This window comes from Actinomadura latina NBRC 106108 (genome assembly GCF_001552195.1).
GTDB lineage: Bacteria > Actinomycetota > Actinomycetes > Streptosporangiales > Streptosporangiaceae > Spirillospora > Spirillospora latina.
Window position 1 is genome coordinate 14053 of the sequence record NZ_BCQS01000038.1, and the last position, 15789, is coordinate 29841.

15 protein-coding genes are annotated in these 15789 nt (G+C 75.9%); 7 read left to right on the top strand and 8 right to left on the bottom strand.

Annotated features, from left to right (window positions below; translation table 11 throughout):
* Window position 1: 1 nt before the first annotated feature.
* From AL2_RS32555 to AL2_RS32575, 5 genes are all read right to left on the bottom strand, one after another.
* On the bottom strand, window positions 2-484 hold the full coding sequence (locus AL2_RS32555; protein WP_067640508.1) for a cation:proton antiporter regulatory subunit: 483 nt from the start codon (window positions 482-484) through the stop codon (window positions 2-4).
* Window positions 485-572: 88 nt separating this feature from the next.
* On the bottom strand, window positions 573-1571 hold the full coding sequence (locus AL2_RS32560; protein WP_067640510.1) for a helix-turn-helix transcriptional regulator: 999 nt from the start codon (window positions 1569-1571) through the stop codon (window positions 573-575).
* Between the two features lie 30 nt (window positions 1572-1601).
* On the bottom strand, window positions 1602-2837 hold the full coding sequence (locus AL2_RS32565; protein ID WP_067640512.1) for an isochorismate synthase: 1236 nt from the start codon (window positions 2835-2837) through the stop codon (window positions 1602-1604).
* 184 nt (window positions 2838-3021) lie between these two features.
* Entirely contained in the window at window positions 3022-3609 is a 588-nt protein-coding gene (locus tag AL2_RS32570; RefSeq protein WP_067640514.1) for a biotin transporter BioY, read from the bottom strand.
* Between the two features lie 105 nt (window positions 3610-3714).
* Window positions 3715-4422 (bottom strand): spermidine synthase family protein, encoded by a 708-nt coding sequence (locus AL2_RS32575; RefSeq protein WP_067640516.1) that lies wholly within the window; start codon window positions 4420-4422, stop codon window positions 3715-3717.
* A gap of 72 nt (window positions 4423-4494) precedes the next feature.
* On the opposite strand from AL2_RS32575, the gene AL2_RS32580 reads away from it, so the two are divergent.
* The 6 genes from AL2_RS32580 to AL2_RS32605 all read left to right on the top strand — a co-directional run bounded on the left by AL2_RS32580 (window position 4495) and on the right by AL2_RS32605 (window position 9797).
* Window positions 4495-5295 carry an SDR family NAD(P)-dependent oxidoreductase gene (locus AL2_RS32580; protein WP_067640518.1) on the top strand — a complete coding sequence of 267 codons (801 nt, stop codon included), beginning with the start codon at window positions 4495-4497 and terminating at the stop codon, window positions 5293-5295.
* A 44-nt stretch (window positions 5296-5339) separates the two neighbouring features.
* On the top strand, window positions 5340-5879 hold the full coding sequence (locus AL2_RS32585) for a GNAT family N-acetyltransferase (RefSeq protein WP_067640520.1): 540 nt from the start codon (window positions 5340-5342) through the stop codon (window positions 5877-5879).
* A 63-nt stretch (window positions 5880-5942) separates the two neighbouring features.
* Complete coding sequence (locus AL2_RS32590) at window positions 5943-6887, top strand: S1C family serine protease (protein WP_067640522.1); 945 nt, start codon at window positions 5943-5945, stop codon at window positions 6885-6887.
* A gap of 158 nt (window positions 6888-7045) precedes the next feature.
* Window positions 7046-8662 carry a glycoside hydrolase family 10-like protein gene (locus tag AL2_RS32595; RefSeq protein WP_067640524.1) on the top strand — a complete coding sequence of 539 codons (1617 nt, stop codon included), beginning with the start codon at window positions 7046-7048 and terminating at the stop codon, window positions 8660-8662.
* A 57-nt stretch (window positions 8663-8719) separates the two neighbouring features.
* Window positions 8720-8917 (top strand): DUF3040 domain-containing protein, encoded by a 198-nt coding sequence (locus tag AL2_RS32600; protein ID WP_067640526.1) that lies wholly within the window; start codon window positions 8720-8722, stop codon window positions 8915-8917.
* A gap of 358 nt (window positions 8918-9275) precedes the next feature.
* Window positions 9276-9797 carry an ATP-binding protein gene (locus AL2_RS32605; protein ID WP_083947135.1) on the top strand — a complete coding sequence of 174 codons (522 nt, stop codon included), beginning with the start codon at window positions 9276-9278 and terminating at the stop codon, window positions 9795-9797.
* A 14-nt stretch (window positions 9798-9811) separates the two neighbouring features.
* Here AL2_RS32605 and AL2_RS39910 read toward each other — a convergent pair whose 3' ends face one another.
* Window positions 9812-10951 (bottom strand): helix-turn-helix transcriptional regulator, encoded by a 1140-nt coding sequence (locus AL2_RS39910; RefSeq protein ID WP_067640528.1) that lies wholly within the window; start codon window positions 10949-10951, stop codon window positions 9812-9814.
* 92 nt (window positions 10952-11043) lie between these two features.
* The gene (locus AL2_RS32615) at window positions 11044-13890 is read right to left on the bottom strand and encodes a hypothetical protein (RefSeq protein WP_067640530.1); all 2847 of its coding nucleotides are present in this window, start codon (window positions 13888-13890) and stop codon (window positions 11044-11046) included.
* Window positions 13891-14061: 171 nt separating this feature from the next.
* Between AL2_RS32615 and AL2_RS32620 the strand changes: the two genes are divergently transcribed.
* Window positions 14062-15120, top strand: coding sequence for an EamA family transporter (locus AL2_RS32620; RefSeq protein ID WP_067640532.1), 1059 nt, complete (start codon window positions 14062-14064; stop codon window positions 15118-15120).
* Here AL2_RS32620 and AL2_RS32625 read toward each other — a convergent pair.
* The gene (locus AL2_RS32625) at window positions 15018-15788 is read right to left on the bottom strand and encodes an ABC transporter permease (protein ID WP_210748710.1); all 771 of its coding nucleotides are present in this window, start codon (window positions 15786-15788) and stop codon (window positions 15018-15020) included. The two genes, AL2_RS32620 and AL2_RS32625, sit on opposite strands and share 103 nt — an antisense overlap.
* Window position 15789: the final 1 nt, after the last annotated feature.

Here is a 15789-nt window from a genome sequence, read left to right on the forward strand (position 1 = left end):
GTCAGCCGTTGGCGAGGATCTGGGCGACGGCCGCGGTGCCCTCTCCGGTGCCGACGACGACGATGATGTCGCCGGCGGTGAAGACGAAGTCGGGGCGGGGGCTGGCGAGGACCTGTCCGTCGCGGACGACGGCGACGATGGAGGCGCCGGTGCGGGTGCGGGCGCGGGTGTCGGCGAGGGGGCGTCCGTCGTAGGGGGAGCCTGCGGCGATGGGGTACTGCTCGGTGACGAGGCCTTCGACCTGGCGGTGGAGTTCGGCGAGGTGTTCGACGATGCGGCCGGTGCCGAGGAGTTCGGCGATGGCGTTGGCCTCTTCGGCGGTGAGGGCGACGGTGGCGATGCAGCTGTCGGGGTCTTCTTTGTCGTAGATGACCAGGTCGCGGCGGCCGGTGCGGTGGGAGATGACGCCGAGTTGGCGGCCGCGTCCGGTGGTCATGACGTGCTGCAGGCCGATTCCGGGCAAAGCGGTCCGTTCGATGTCCACGGTGCTTCGTCCTCCGTCTCGCTGTGCTGGGGTTGTACATGACCGTACCGGGCGCCGCGGGGTGCGGGAGGCGCGGGTGCGGGGGTCGTTACCGCAGTTGGGTGGGGGTGTAGCGGGCGGCGAGTGCGTGGACGGTCGCGGTGATCATGTCGCGGAGTCCGGGCGGGGCGAGGACTTCGGCGTCGGCGCCGAGTTTGAGGAATTCGACGTGGGCGTGGCGGACGGATTCGATGGGGAGGGTGGCTTGGACCCATCCGTCGGGGTCGGGGGTGGTGGCGGTGTCGAGGGCGGCTCGGGCCATGGCGGGTGGGAGCAGGATCTGGGCGCGGGTGAGGCCGTCGGGGGAGAGGCGGACGGTGGCGTGCTCGGGGTAGGAGTCGGCTTCGAAGCGTTGGGTGTAGTCGGCCCAGTGGGCGGCGAGGTCGAAGCCGTCGGGGCGGTCGAAGTGCTCGGGCAGGACGGTGAGGGTGAGGACGCGTGAGATGCGGTAGGTGCGGGGTGTGTCGGCCGGGTCGCGGCGGGCGGGGTGGGCGATGAGGTACCAGGATCCGGCTTTGAGGACGACGCCGAGGGGTTCGAGGGTGCGGGTGACCTGCTGGGGGTGGCGCCAGCGGCGGTAGAGGATCTCGATGCGGTGCTGGTTCCAGACGGCGTCGGCGATGGCGTGCAGGTGGGGGACGTCGTCGGGGGTGCGGAACCAGCCGGGTGCGTCGAGGTGGAAGCGTTCGCGGATGCGGGTGGCGCGGTTGCGCAGGCTGGGCGGGAGGGCGGCGAGGAGTTTGAGTTCGGCGGCGAGGACGTCGCCGAGGCCGAGCTGGGTGGCGGGGCCGGGGAGGCCGGACAGGGGGAGGGAGGCGGCTTCGGTTTCGGTGAGGCCGGTGAGGCGGGTGCGGTAGCCGCCGAGGAGGCGGTATCCGCCGTCGGGGCCGCGGTCGGCGTAGACGGGGACGCCGGCGGCGCTGAGGGATTCGACGTCGCGGTAGACGGTGCGGACGGACACGTGGAGTTCGGCGGCGAGTTCGCGTGCGGTCATGCGCTCCCGGGCCTGCAGGAGCAGCAGGAGGGACAGGAGCCGGCTCGCGCGCATCGTCCCAGTGTGCCGGGTGGGGAGGGTCGCTCAGCCGTGGAGGGCGTACTGCATGGGGCGGAACTTGGTGCGGGCCTCGGCGAGTTCGGCGGCGGGGTCGGAGTCGGCGACGATGCCGCAGCCGGCGAAGAGGCGGGCGCGGGTGCCGTCGATCTCGGCGCAGCGCAGCGCGATGCCCCATTCGCCGTCGCCGCGGGCGTCGACCCAGCCGACGGGGCCGGCGTAGCGGCCGCGGTCCATGCCTTCGAGTTCGCGGATGAGGTCGAGGGCGGTGTCGGTGGGGGTGCCGCAGACGGCGGGGGTGGGGTGCAGGGCGGCGACGACGTCGAGGACGGAGCGGTCGGCGGTGAGGTGCCCGCGGATGGGGGAGGCGAGGTGGATGACGTTGGGCAGGGTGAGGAGTTCGGGGGAGCCGGGGACGGTGAGGTCGGCGCAGAGGGGGGTGAGGGCGTCGCGGACCATTTCGGCGGCGTAGCGGTGTTCTTCGCGGTCCTTGGCGGAGGCGAAGAGGTGGTCGGCGCGGGCGCGGTCGTCGGCGGGGGTGTCGCCGCGGGCGGTGGTGCCGGCCAGGACGAGGGATTCGACGGCGTCGCCGGTGCGGCGGATGAGGAGTTCGGGGGTGGCGCCGACGAGGCCGGCGCAGGAGAAGGTGTAGCAGGCGGGGAAGCGGGCGGCGAGGCGCTGGAGGAGGACGCGGGCGTCGATGGGGGCGGTGGCGCGGGCGGTGAGGTCGCGGGCGAGGACGACCTTGCCGAGGCGGCCGTCGCGGATGCGTTCGACGGCTGCGGCGACGGCGTTCTTCCAGTCGTGTTCGGGGCGGGCGCCGTCGCTCCAGTGCAGGCCGGTGGGGGGCTGGGGCGGGTTGGCGAGGGTGAGGGGGTCGGTGTCGTCGCCGATGGTGGTGAGCCAGGCGCGGCCGTCGCGGCGGCCGAGGATGCGGCGGGGGACGATGAGGGTGGAGTCGGGGGATTTGGGGTCGAAGCCGAAGGAGCCGAAGGCGACGGGGCCGGAGCCGGGGACGGCTACGGTGTCGTCGACGGCGGCGGCGCCGAACAGGTCGCGGAGCATGCGGGCGGCGGCGGTGAAGCGGTCGTCGCCGCCGGTGAGGGTGAGGCGGGCGGCCTCGCCCCAGCCGACGATGCCTTCGCCGTGGCGGATCCAGGCGAGCGCGGAGGGGTGCGGAAGCCGCGCGATGAGGTCGCCCGGGTCGGGGACCGGGACGGTGCGGACGGCGAGTCGGTCCGGTGCTGTCACGGCGAGCTTCACACGGGCCACTGTACGCCAGATTTGAACCTGTTCAAACGGGCGGGGCGGGGGCGCGGTGTGAGGTGTGCGCCACACCACGGCGGGCCGGGGGCGGGCCGGGGGCGCCGGGTGCCCGGATGGGTGCCGTATGCCCGTCCCGCCCCGCCCCCATGCGCGGGGCGGGACGGACCGTTCGGGCCCGGGGTCAGCGGCGGGCGGCGCCGGTGAGCTTCCAGGCGGCGGGCAGGAGCCCGGCGGCGAGCAGCACCTTGAGCGCGTCGCCGGCCAGGAACGGCGTCATGCCGAGGTCGACGGCCTTGGCGAGGTCGACGTGCAGGGCGGCCATCAGGTAGGGGACGCCCGCGGCGTACATGATGGCGGTGCCGAGGAGCATGGTGCCGATGGTGCGCAGCGGGGTGCGGTCGCCGCCCAGCTGGGCGAGGCGCCCGACGACGGCGGCGGCCGCGACGAACCCGATGATGTAGCCGAGCGTGGGGAATCCGGCGCCGGAGGTGCCGTCGGTGAACCAGGGGACGCCGGCCATGCCGGCTAGCAGGTAGACGAGCATGCCGAGGGCGGCGCGGCCGGGGCCGAGGGCGGCGCCGGCGAGCAGGACGGCGAAGGTCTGCCCGGTGACGGGGACGGGGGTGCCGGGCAGCGGGACGGCGATCTGCGCGGCGGCGCCGACGAGGGCGGCGGCGCCGGCGACGAGGGCGGCGTCGCGGGCCAGGGAACCGGGCAGCAGGTCGCCCAGGACGGCGGGGCGCCGCTGGGTTGCGTGGGCAGTAGCCACAGATCCTCCCAAGAACGTTATGTCAGGCCGAAACCTAGCGAATGGGACTTCCGGGGCGGATCACGTGGGCTACAGAAACGGGCCCGCCCGCTTTGTAGGGGGCCGTCACGCCGCCGAGTGCGGGCGGGCGGCGAGGTAGATCACGTCGGGTTCGCCGCGCGGGACCGGCACCGGCAGGACGTCCACGCGGGCGAACCGCTCGCGCAGCAGCGCCTCGAACGCCGGTGCGGCGTTCGCGCTCCACACCGCGAGGACGCCGTGCGGCGTCAGCCGCCGGGTGAGCAGGTCCAGGCCGGTGGGGGCGTAGAGGCGGGCGTTGCCGGGGGTGACCGTCCAGTCGGGGCCGTTGTCGATGTCCAGGCAGAGCGCGTCGAAGCGGCCGGCGGCGGGGTCGGCGACGGCGTCGAGGAGGTCGGCGCACCGGACGGTGACGCGGGGGTCGTCGAGGGCTCCGCCCGACCAGGGCCGCAGCGGCCCGGCGTGCCAGCCGATGACGGCGGGTTCGCGTTCGACGACGGTGACATGCGTCACGGCGGGCAGGGTGAGGGCCTCGGTGAGGGAGAACCCGACGCCGAGGCCGCCGATGAGCAGCCGCACCGTCCCGTCCGAGTTCTGCGCGTCCAGGGTCTGCACGGCGGCACGGACCAGCAGCCGCTCGGATTCGCCGTTGCGGGTGTCCATGAGGAACACGCCGTTGCTGATGATCTCGTAGTCGGCGCCGGCGCGGCGCAGCACGAGTTCGCCGCCGACGCCGGCGGCGCGTTCGACGACCGCCGGTTCCGCGGGCGCGGCGGTTCCCCTGCCCTGTCCCATGCCCCGCACCTTAGCCGCCTCTGGAGCCGCCCCTCTGGGCGGGACGGGCCGGTGTCGGCTACGGTGCCGGTCATGCCCGAACCTGCTTCGCCCGGCGGCCTGCTGGCCGGGCGCCGGATCCTGGTCGTCGGCGCGGGGACGCGGCCCAGCGACGACCCCGCCGCCCCGGTCGGCAACGGCCGCGCGATCGCGGTGACCGCCGCCCGGGAGGGCGCGATGGTCGCGTGCGCGGACGTCGACGGGCACGCTGCGGGGGAGACCGCCGCGATGATCGCCGCCGGGGGCGGGGAGGCGTGCACGGTGGTGGCCGACGTCACCGACCCGGCGTCGTGCGACCGTGTGGTCACGCAGGCGGCGGAGGGGCTCGGCGGGCTGGACGGGGTGGTGTTCAACGCCGGCATCGGGATCGGGTACGGGCTGGCGGGGACGGCGCTGGCCGACTGGGACCGCGTCCTGCACGTGAACCTGAGGGCGCCGTTCCTGGTCGGCAAGGCCGCGATGCCCGCGCTGGACGCCGGTGGGTCGATGGTGTTCATCGGGTCGCTCGCCGGGACGAAGCCGGGTTCGCGGTCCCCGTCCTATGACGCCTCGAAGGCGGGCCTGGCGGGGCTGGTGCGGCACATCGCCGCCGAGGGGGCGCCGCGCAGGGTCCGCGCGAACGTGGTGGCGCCCGGCCTGATCGACACGGTGATGGGGCGGGACGCCTCGTCGGGCAACGCCTCCCGCGACCAGGTCGCGCGCCTCATCCCGATGCACCGGCAGGGCACCGCGTGGGAGGTCGCCGACGTGGCGGTGTTCCTGCTGTCGGACCGCGCGTCCTACGTGACCGGCCAGGTGCTGCACGTGGACGGGGGCCTGTCCACCCTGCGCTGAAACCCGGTGGTGCCCGCTGCCGCGCCGTCCTACGGTGAGGCCCCATGGACGATCTTGTGCGGTTGCGGCCCGTCGCCGAGGACGATCTGCCGTTCATCGAGCGGCTGCGCGCCGATCCCGGGCTGGCCGGGCCGTTCCTGTGGGAGGGCTGGTTCGATCCGCGCCGGTTCCGGCGCCGGTGGGAGTCCGACGGCATGCTCGGCGAGGACACCGGCAACCTGCTGGTCGCCGCGGGCGGCGACCGGCTCGGGCTGGTGTCCTACCGGCGCGTGACCACGACCGCGCGGACGTGGTGCTGGAGCATCGGGATCACGCTGATGCCCGGGGCGCGGGGGAAGGGCGCGGGGACCCGCGCGCAGCGGCTGCTGGCCGAGTACCTGTTCGCGCACACCACCGCGTTCCGGATCCAGGCCGAGACCGACGTGGCCAACACCGCCGAGCAGCGCGCGCTGGAGAAGGCGGGGTTCACCCGCGAGGGCGTGATGCGCGGCTGGAGCTTCCTGAACGGCCGGTACCACGACGAGGTGCTGTACAGCCTCCTGCGGCCCGAGGTGGACCTGCCCGGTGGTGGCCCGCCGGAGTGATGGGGAACACCCCTTCCCCTTCGATGGTTACCGTGTAACGCTGTAATCATCTGGGAGGGTGCCATGGAAGAGCCGCTGGACGCCTACTCCCGCGTGGTCTCCGCCGTCGCCCGCGAGCTGACCCCGCGCGTGGCGGCGCTGCGCGTCCGGCACCGGCGCGGCGAGGGCGCGGGGTCGGCGGTGGTGTTCACCGGGGACGGGTTCCTGCTGACCAACGCCCACGTCGTCGGCCGCGCCCGGGGCGGGGAGGCCGCGTTCGCCGACGGCGCCGCCGGCGAGTTCACCGTCGTCGGCACCGACCCCCTGTCCGATCTCGCCGTGGTCCGCGCCGACGGGCCCGTGCCCGGCCCGGTCACGCTCGGCGACGCCGACGCCCTGGTCGTCGGGCAGCTCGTCGTCGCCGTCGGCAACCCCCTCGGACTGGCCGGGTCGGTCACCGCCGGGGTGGTGTCGGCGCTCGGCCGGTCCCTGCCGGCCTCGCAGCCCGCCCGCACCGGCACCGCCGTGCGGCTCATCGAGGACGTCATCCAGACCGACGCCGCCCTCAACCCCGGCAACTCCGGCGGCGCGCTCGCCGACTCCGCCGGCCGCGTCGTCGGCGTCGCCACCGCCGTCGCCGGGATCGGCCTCGGGCTGGCCGTCCCGATCAACGCCACCACGCGACGGATCATCGCCGCGCTGATCCGCGACGGGCGGGTGCGCCGCGCGTTCCTCGGCCTGGCCGCAGCCCCGGTCCCCGTCCCCGCGCGGCTGCGGGAGCGTACGGGCCAGGACGACGCGCTGCGCGTCGCCGAGGTCGTGCCCGGCAGCCCCGCCGACCGCGCCGGGCTGCGCCGCGGCGACCTGGTCCTCACCGCCGGCGGCGCGCCCGTCTCGCAGGCCCAGTCGCTGCAGAAGCTGATGTTCGCCGATGCGATCGGCCGGCCGCTGCCCGTCACCGTCCTGCGCAACGGCGCCATGGTCGACGTCATCGCCGAGCCCGTCGAACTCGACCCCGAGCCCGCCTGACCCCCCCTCAGCCTCGACCTCCTCCACCGATGACCGCCGATGGGGGGCCTGCTCGAAGATCGCGAGGCAGAGACTGGGGCGAACGGGACGGTGGGGGATCACACGGGCATCGCTGTTCTGGCCCGAGCATCGCAACGGGTGCGTAACAATGAGCCGCTATGGCTACGCGATCCAGGTTCCGGGCAGTGGCGGCGGCGTTGACGGCGGGGGTGTCGGCGGGCGCGCTCGCCGCGTGCGGCATCCCCGCGTTCGGTGAGCGGGAGGGCGCCGCGCGCAGCCCCGTCCCGCCCGGCGCCAAGGCCGAATGCTCCCAGGTCGCCGCGCCCGGCGACTCCCGGCACCGCCAGCTGCGCGGCATGTGGATCGCCACCGTCGGCGGCATCGACTGGCCCAAGGACACCGGCGACTCCGCGGCACAGCAGAAGAAGCAGTTCACCGCGCTCCTCGACACCGCCGAGTCCATGAACATGAACGCGGTGTTCGTGCAGATCCGCCCCAACTCCGACGCGTTCTACGACTCCCCCTACGAGCCGTGGTCGCAGTGGATCACCGGCACCCAGGGCAAGGACCCCGGCTACGACGTCCTGGCGTTCATGCTCAAGGAGGCCCACGCCCGCAACCTGGAGTTCCACGCCTGGTTCAACCCCTACCGCGTGTCCCGCCAGGACGACGTGAAGAAGCTGTCGCCCAAGAGCCCCGCGCGGCAGCACCCCGACTGGGTCCGCAAGTACGGGACGGGCCTGTGGTACGACCCGGGCCTGCCGCAGGTCCGCGACCTGGCCGCCAAGGCCGTCATGGACGTCGTCGACAAGTACGACATCGACGCCGTCCACTTCGACGACTACTTCTACCCCTACCCCGAGGACGGCGACTTCCCCGACGGCGCCGCCTACAAGGCCTACGGCAAGGGCATGGACCGCGGCGACTGGCGCCGCGCCAACGTCGACGCCCTCGTCGAGTCGCTGTCGGAGAAGATCCACGACGCCAAGCCGTGGGTGCGGTTCGGCATCAGCCCCTTCGGCGTCTGGCGCAACAAGAGCAGCGACCCCGCCGGATCGCCCACCCGCGCCCTGCAGAGCTACGACGACATCTACGCCGACACCCGCAAATGGATCAAGAAGGGGTGGATCGACTACGTCACCCCCCAGCTGTACTGGCCGATCGGCGACCCCCGCGCCGACTACGCCAAGCTCGTCGCCTGGTGGGCCGGGCAGGTCAAGGGCACCGGCGTCCAGCTCACCATCGGGCAGGGCGCCTACCGCGTCGGCGCCGACGCCGCCTGGAAGGACCCCGCCGAGATGTCGCGGCACCTCACCGTCAACGCCAAGTACCCGCAGGTCCGCGGCGACGTGTTCTTCAGCGCCTCCGACATCGCCGCCAACCGCCGCGGGTTCGCCGCCCGGCTGCGCGACGACCACTACACCCGCCCCGCGATCCTCCCCGCCGTCGCCGCCAACGACGGCGGGGAAGGCGGGGACGCCGCGCCGCCGCCCGTGCACGGCACCTCCGCCGTCCCCGGCGCCAAGGGCGTGAAAGTGACCTGGCGGCCCTCCAAGGGCGCCGCCTCCTACGGCGTCTACCGCGTGGACGGCGCCGGGCCCGGCTGCGCGCCCGCCGACCCCGAACGCCTCATCGCCGACGTCCGCGGCGGCGGCATCATCGACCCGTCCGCCGAACCCGGCCGCGCCTACACCTACTACGTCACCGCCCTGGACCGCCTCCACCACGAGAGCGCCCCCGGACGCGGCGCAACGGTCACCGCGCCGAAGGGATAATGATCATGATCTGCGGGGAAGAATCAGTCACCTGACCACCCCCCGGAGGTTTGAAGCATGGCGCTGTCGATGGAGGAGCAGCGGATCCTCACCCAGATCGAGGTCCGCCTGAGCGAGGACGACCCGCGGCTGGCCCAGCGCCTCGCCCGCCACGGCACCCCCCGGCGCCGGGCCCGCACCATCGCCCTCACCGCCGCCGCCGTCATCATCGTCCTCGCCGCGATCGGCGCCGCCATCACAGCGGCCGTCCTGTAGAACCCGCCCCCACCGTTCCCCGCCCGCGGACACGCGAACGCCGAGGCCCCGGCGAGATCGATCTCGCCGGGGCCTCGGCGTTCAAGCCGGTGTGGTGGTCGCCTCACGGCGAAAGGCACAACGAAGCTCCAGCCCGGACCGCATGGGACCGGCGGTATTCCCCGAAGGCATCTAGTAGAGCCCGGGGGACACATGCCACACCGACCCGTCCACTGTAACGGCTTCCACCGGGTGCCCGGCCCAACGGCACCCCGCGCGGCGTTCACCTCACCCCGGAGTGAGGATTGCCTGCGCCCGTGCACCGCCCCGCCGCCGGGCGCGTCCCTGACTGTGACCGCACGAAACGGGGGACACCACCATGACGACCACGGGGACCGGAACCGCACGGCCCGCACCGACCACAACGCCCGCAGCAACCACAACGCCCGCAGCAACCGCGACCGGGGACGGCGGCCCTGCGGCCGCGTGGGACCTGCCCGCCCAGGCCCGCGCCGCGTCCCGCGCCCGCGAACTCACCGCCCGGACCCTGGCGCACTGGCACGTCACCGACCCCGCCGACACCGGCGACATCGTCCTCATGGTCGACGAGCTCGTCACCAACGCCGTCGTGCACGGCACCGGGCCCGTCCGCCTCGCGCTGCGCCTGGACGGGACCGTCCTCACCGCCGAGGTGACCGACGCCCACCCCGCCGCACCCGCCGTCCCCGGCGGCCCGCCCCGCGTCCTGGACTGGGCCGAGGCCGGCCGCGGCCTCCTCCTCGTCGCCGCCCTGGCCACCGGGTTCGGCGCCCGCCCGCGGCCCCCCGGCAAGACCGTCTGGTTCACCCGCCGCCTCGCCCCCGCCCAGGACGGAACCGGCGCCGCCGCCCTCGCCCGCTGACCCGCGGCGGGCGGTCAGGCCTGGAGGGGGCAGCGGTCGACGACCCAGACCTCCTCCTCGCCGTCGCCGGGCGGAGGCTCCGCGGGCTCGCCGGCGAGGCGGTCCAGGTGCCACTCGATGTGGGCCAGCGGGCCGCGCCAGCCCGCCAGCAGGTCCGCCAGCGGACGCGGCGGACCCGGCGGCCCGTAGGGGCGCGGATCGGGCAGCTCCTCCTCCCACAGCGCGTCGTCGCAGCACGCCGCCCAGTGCCCCACCTCCTCCAGCACCTCCTCCAGGTCGCGCGCCACGTCGCCCAGCGACCGCAGCGCCATCGCGTCCTGGATCATCCGCTCCCGCGCGTCATAGGGCAGCTCCCGGTCGAACACCGGCGGGAACGCCGGGCGGCGCCCCGCCGGCACCGGCTCCTCACCCGTCGCCGCCGACCGGATCGCCGCCGCCTGCCACCGCGTCCACTCCGCCAGATGCCCCAGCACCCCGCGCAGCGCCGCCGCACCCCCGCCCGGCCGCCCGGGACGCGCCGGGGAACGGGCCTCGGCCACCGCTTCCCGCAGCCGGGACCGCACGAACTCCAGCCGGTCCAGCGTCCACGCCCGGGCCCGCGCGTGATCGGCCGGCCCCCGCGGCCCAGCCCCGCCCGCCGGGCGCGGCACCGGCACCCGCAGCGCCGCCAGCAGCCCGTCCAGGTCCCGGACCTCCGCGCCCCGCCCCGACAGGAACGCCGCGCCGATCCGGTCCAGCCGGAACATCCGCGGCCCGTCCCGCATCCGGCACCACCCCACCAGGTACTCCCCGTAGGGGGCGATGACCAGGCCGTGCGCCTCCACGTCCCGGAAACTGCGCGCCCCCGCCTGGTCGGTGTAGGCGAGCCGAACGATCCGGCGGGTGCGGACCGCCTCGTCGAGCGTGCCGCGCACCGGCCCCATCAGCGACCCGACCTCGGTCAGCGGCGCCGGGTCCGGCGGGCCTGGCAGCGCGTAGCCGCGGCCCCGGCCCGCCCGCACCGGCAGCCCGCCGTCGGCGAGCAGCTCCAGGTCGCGGCGCACGGTCCGCTCGCTGACCCGCAGCCGCGCCGCCAGGACGGCCGGGTCCAGCGGCTCGGGCGAGGCCGCCCGGAGTTCGGCGACGAGGGCGAGCAGCCGGTCAACGCGATCCACACCCCCATCGTGACGCCGGGCACCGGCGTTCCGCCGTGCCGCGGGGACCCAAATCCCTTACCGGCAAGGCGAACCGCACCCTCCGGAGGGGGTCAGCGGCCGGACAGCTCCGCAGCCAGGCCCTCGAAGTCCGCCGCCGTCAGCGACAGCGCGCCGCCGATCGCCTGCGTCGCCTCCGCGCTGCCCAGATGCCGCGTCGCGGCCCGGTCCAGGTAGGCCTCCACCAGCCGCGCGCCGGTCAGCCGGCCGCGCGGCCGCAGCGACCCCACGTCCCGGGTCACCACCGCCCACGCGTCCGCGCCGAGCCGCAGGCTGCGCTCCTCGGCCAGCAGCCGCACCAGCGCCGCCCGCGCCGGCGGCGCGGACAGGTCGGGCAGCCGCACCGCGCGCAGGTCCGCGGTCAGCTCCGGCGACGCCGCCGACAGCTCCCCGACCCGGTCCGGCTCGCACGTGCCCAGCAGCGCGGTGTCGTTGACGCCCTCCAGCCGCGCCCGGTACAGGACGGAGGCGTACGCGGCGCCGTCGGCCTCGTCCAGGATCAGCCCGTCCAGGCCGTCCAGCAGCAGCACATGGCCCGCGTGGTCCTCCAGCGCGGCGCGCAGCCCGTCGGGGCCGTCCTCGCGCAGGTCCTCGGCGTGCACGGAGCGGACCTCGCCGCTGGAGGCCTCCACCTCCGCCAGCGCGCGGGCCGCCATCCGGGCCAGCCGCCGCTGCCCGCTGGACGGCGCGCCGATCAGCAGCAGCGCCGGCGCCGACGCGCTCGACACCTCCTGCCCGCGCAGCCGCCGCGCCCACTTGCCGCGCCGCCGCACCTCGGTGACGACGCGCTCGATGTCGTCGGCGCCGCACAGGAACCGGATCCCGTACGCCTCGGCGACCTGCGGCTCCGGGTCGGGGACGGGTGCGGGCGGCATCGGCGGGGGCGGCTCGGTCACCGGCGGGGGCGGCGGCGGCAGGTCCGCGTGCGGGGCCGGCTCCGGGTCGGCAGGCGGGACGGGCGGTGGTGCGGCCGGAGGCGCCTGCGGGATGTCCGGCGGGGGAGGCGCGGCGGGGGCGCCCGGCCACGCAGGGCCGGGGTCGAGGTGGGTCTTGAACGCATCGGTGTCCAGCTGGGTGCGCTGCGGCTCGGCCGGCCACACCGGCTCGGGAGCCGGCGGCGGGTACTGCGGCGGGTACTGCGGCCCGTCTTGGGCCGGCGGCGGGACCGGTGCGGACGCGGCCGCGTCGGTGGTCGTCGCGTCCGGCGCCGGCTCCGGCTCGGGCTCCGGCGCGGGCGGGGGCGGGGCCGCGGCGAACGGATCGGCCCGCCGCTCCGGGGCGGGCGGCGGCGCCGGGGCCGGGACGGGCGGCGCGGGAACCGGCGGCGCGGGCTGCTCGTGCCGGGACGGCTGCGCGGCGGGCGGTCCGGGGGCGGCCGGGGGAGGGGCGGGCGCCACCGCGGGCGGCGGTCCGGGCGCGTCCCGCACCGGCTCGGGCACCGGCGCGACCGGCTGGTCGGTGCCGGACGCGGCGCGCTCGGCGGCCATGTGGGCGCGGGCGGCCTTGATGATGTCCCACGCCGACAGCTCGTCGGTGGACGGCGGGCTGTGCATCGCCGGGGACGTCAGCTCCGCCGCGACCGCCTGCGGCACCGCGAACCCCGTCGCCGGCGGCGCGACCTGCGCGAGCCGGCACCACGTCAGCCCGAGCGTGTAGGTGGTGGCCAGCAGCGCGGCCAGGGCGTCGGCGTCGTCGCCGCGCAGCGCGTCCGGGAGCCGCCCGTCGCGGGGCCACAGCGACCGCAGCGGGTTCGCCGGGTCCGACAGGACGGCCTGCAGGGTGCGGACGCTGTCGGGGTCCAGCCAGCGCTGCAGCGCCGGCAGCGCGCCCGGCGCGGCCTGCAGGTCCGCGGCCAGCACCGCGATCCCGGCGCGGCGGACCTCGTCGTGGCCGCGGCCGGCCGCGCCCGGGCGCGGGCCGGTCAGCCCGGCGACGATCTCCTGCAGGTCGTACAGGGCCAGCCGCAGGTACTCGCCGGGCGCGGTGTCGCGGACCATCGGGATGGCGTACTCGGCGGGGCAGCGGCGCCGCCATTCCTGCAGGACGGCGCCGGGCCCGTACCGGACGGTGGCCATGTCCTGGTTGACGGTGCGCAGCGATGCCGCCGTGATCGCGGCGAGCGCGTCGGCGCCGGGCCGGAACCGGGGGTCGGCCTGCAGCCCGGCCGCGACCTCGTACATGACGCGGGCGATGTGGGCGGCGCCGCCGCCGTCGCCGGCGCCGAGCCGGTGGATGTAGTAGCCGGCGAGGGTGGCGAAGTCGGGCGGCATCATCCAGTGCAGCCGGTCCGCCGAGGTGGTCAGGAACGGGATGAACGACTCGATCAGCGGGTGCTCGGTCAGCGCCACCGGGGACCCGGCGCACCACAGCAGCGCGCCCCACGCGGCGGCGACGGTGCTGGGGGTGCCCGGCTGGAACATGGGGTCGCGCTGCGCGAACTGCTGCGGGTCGACGGCCAGCGCGGTGGTGAGGGCCTGGGAGATGCGCGCGACGACGGCGGTGTCGGGGACGGGCCCGAGGAACCCCAGCGGCGCGACCCGCCCGGCCGCCAGGTCGGGGCCGGTGGGGAACAGCTGCGGCGGGACCGGCGGTGTCCCCGCGCCGCGCGGCGCGGGGACGGCGACGCGGCGGTCCTCGAAGTCGGCGGGGGGCGGGCAGGGGTGCCAGGTGCCGTCCAGGCCGCACCGGTACCAGCGGCCCCACGCCCCGTAGAGCCACCATTCGCCGGTGCCCCACAGCATCCGCGCGGCGACCTGGGCCGCGCGGTCGGCGGGCTGGGCGGTCTGCCACCACGGCGAGGCCACCAGCTCGCGCACGTTGCCCTCGACCGAGGCGAACAGGTCGCCGCTCGGGCCGCCTCCGGTTCCGCCGGGGCCCGCCCCGGCCGCCTGCCAGCTCATCAGGCGAATATTAGCCGCCCCGGGCGGCCCGTCCGGCATCGCGTGAATCACGGGCCGGTATCCTCCCCTCGGCGTGTAAGGACTGTTATGGCAGGATGCTCATTAGTCCGCCGCGGGGGCGGGCGGCCGTGCGGCGGGACGAGAGCGGCGGACGAGAGCGGCGGGGTGCGGATGGACGGCGCGGCGCGCGCCCGGGGGACGGGCCTGGCCCTGGCGCTGGGGTCGTCGGTGTGCTTCGGCACGTCCGGGCCGTTCGGCAAGGCGCTCATCGAGGCCGGGCTCGGCCCGCTGCAGGCGGTGTGGCTGCGCATCGCGGTCGCCGCGCTGGTCCTGGTCCCGCTGGCGGCGCTCCTGCGCGGACGGGCGCTGCTGCGCGGGCTGCGGCCCCACGCGCGCCCGCTCGTCGTGTACGGGCTGACCGGCGTCGCGGGCTGCCAGGCCTGCTACTTCGTCGCCGCGTCGCGGCTGCCGGTGGGCGTGGCGATCCTGCTGGAGTTCAGCGGTCCCGTCATCGTGCTGGGGTGGCTGCGGCTGGTGCGCCGCGTCCGGGTGCACCGCACCGCCGCCGCCGGCGTCGCGATCGCCATGGCCGGGCTGGCGCTGGTGGTGCAGGTGTGGACGGGCCTGTCCCTGGACCCGCTCGGCCTGGCCGCCGGGCTCGGCGCCGCCGCCTGCCAGGCCGGTTACTTCCTCATCGTGGACGGGCTCACCGGGCGGGCCGACCCCCTGGTCATCACCTCGGCCGGGACCGTCGTCGGAGCCGCGGCGCTCACCGTCCCCGCCGTGCCGTGGGCGCTGCCGTGGGGCGTGCTGCCCGCCCAGGTCCCGTTCGCCGGGCACGCCGCGCCCGGCTGGGCGCTGGTCGCCTGGATCGGGATCGTCAGCACCGTCATCGCCTACCTCACCGGCGTCGCGGGCCTGCAGCGGCTGTCGGCGCAGGTCGGCGGCGCGATCTGCTACACCGAGGCCGTCGCCGCCGCCCTCATCGCCTGGGCCGTGCTCGGCGAGCGCCTCACCCCGACGCAGATGACCGGCGGCGCGGTCGTGCTGGCCGGCGCCTACATCGCCCAGCGCGCCGCCACGGCCCACCCCGCCGCCCATCCGGCCGCCCACTCGGCGGGGGCCGGTCAGGCGTTCTCGGCGCGGAAGCGGCGGACGCCCAGCGTCACCGACACCGCCAGCAGCACCACCGAGACCGCCGCGCCCTCGGCGACCGCCGCGGTGGAGTAGTCGCCGAGGAACGCCGCCCGGGCCGCGTCCACCACGTACCGGAACGGGGTGAAGCGCGACAGGACGTCCAGCCAGCCCGGCGCCAGGCTCATCGGCAGCAGGATCCCCGACAGCAGCATCAGCGGCAGCGTCACCGCCGACAGCAGCGGCGCGAACGCGTCCTCGCTGCGGGTCCGCATCGCCAGGACGTAGGACAGGGACGCGACACTGACCGCGAGCGTCACCACGAACAGCAGCCCGACCGCGATGCCGCCGGCGGGGGCGCGCAGCCCGAGCGCCAGCCCGGCCGCCACCAGCAGCATCCCCTGGAACGCCACCACGGCGGTGTCGCGCAGCACCCGTCCCAGCAGCAGCGCGGTCCGGCTGACCGGGGTGACGCGCAGCCGCTCCACCACCCCCGACCGCAGATCGGCGATCAGTCCGAACCCGACGAACCCGGCGCCGAACAGCGCGAGCTGGATCAGGATGCCGGGCACGAACACCCGCCAGGCGCCGCCCGCGCCGCCCGCGCGGACGCCGGCCAGGTCCCGCAGCAGCGGCCCGAACAGCACCAGGTACAGCAGCGGCTGCATCGCGCCGAACACCACCGCGACCTTGCTGCGCAGCGTCTGCCGCAGGCACCGCAGGAAGATCAGCCGGGTGTCGGACATCGTCCGGGTGAACGACATC

Bases quoted from the DNA above. Each gene is read 5' to 3' on its own strand.
- AL2_RS32560 (WP_067640510.1), bottom strand. From the start codon at position 1,571: ATGCGCGCGAGCCGGCTCCTGTCCCTCCTGCTGCTCCTGCAGGCCCGG.
- AL2_RS32575 (WP_067640516.1), bottom strand. From the start codon at position 4,422: ATGGGACAGGGCAGGGGAACCGCCGCGCCCGCGGAACCGGCGGTCGTC.
- AL2_RS32580 (WP_067640518.1), top strand. From the start codon at position 4,495: ATGCCCGAACCTGCTTCGCCCGGCGGCCTGCTGGCCGGGCGCCGGATC.
- AL2_RS32585 (WP_067640520.1), top strand. From the start codon at position 5,340: ATGGACGATCTTGTGCGGTTGCGGCCCGTCGCCGAGGACGATCTGCCG.
- AL2_RS32590 (WP_067640522.1), top strand. From the start codon at position 5,943: ATGGAAGAGCCGCTGGACGCCTACTCCCGCGTGGTCTCCGCCGTCGCC.
- AL2_RS32595 (WP_067640524.1), top strand. From the start codon at position 7,046: ATGGCTACGCGATCCAGGTTCCGGGCAGTGGCGGCGGCGTTGACGGCG.
- AL2_RS32600 (WP_067640526.1), top strand. From the start codon at position 8,720: ATGGCGCTGTCGATGGAGGAGCAGCGGATCCTCACCCAGATCGAGGTC.
- AL2_RS32605 (WP_083947135.1), top strand. From the start codon at position 9,276: ATGACGACCACGGGGACCGGAACCGCACGGCCCGCACCGACCACAACG.
- AL2_RS32615 (WP_067640530.1), bottom strand. From the start codon at position 13,890: ATGAGCTGGCAGGCGGCCGGGGCGGGCCCCGGCGGAACCGGAGGCGGC.
- AL2_RS32620 (WP_067640532.1), top strand. From the start codon at position 14,062: ATGGACGGCGCGGCGCGCGCCCGGGGGACGGGCCTGGCCCTGGCGCTG.
- AL2_RS32625 (WP_210748710.1), bottom strand. From the start codon at position 15,788: ATGTCGTTCACCCGGACGATGTCCGACACCCGGCTGATCTTCCTGCGG.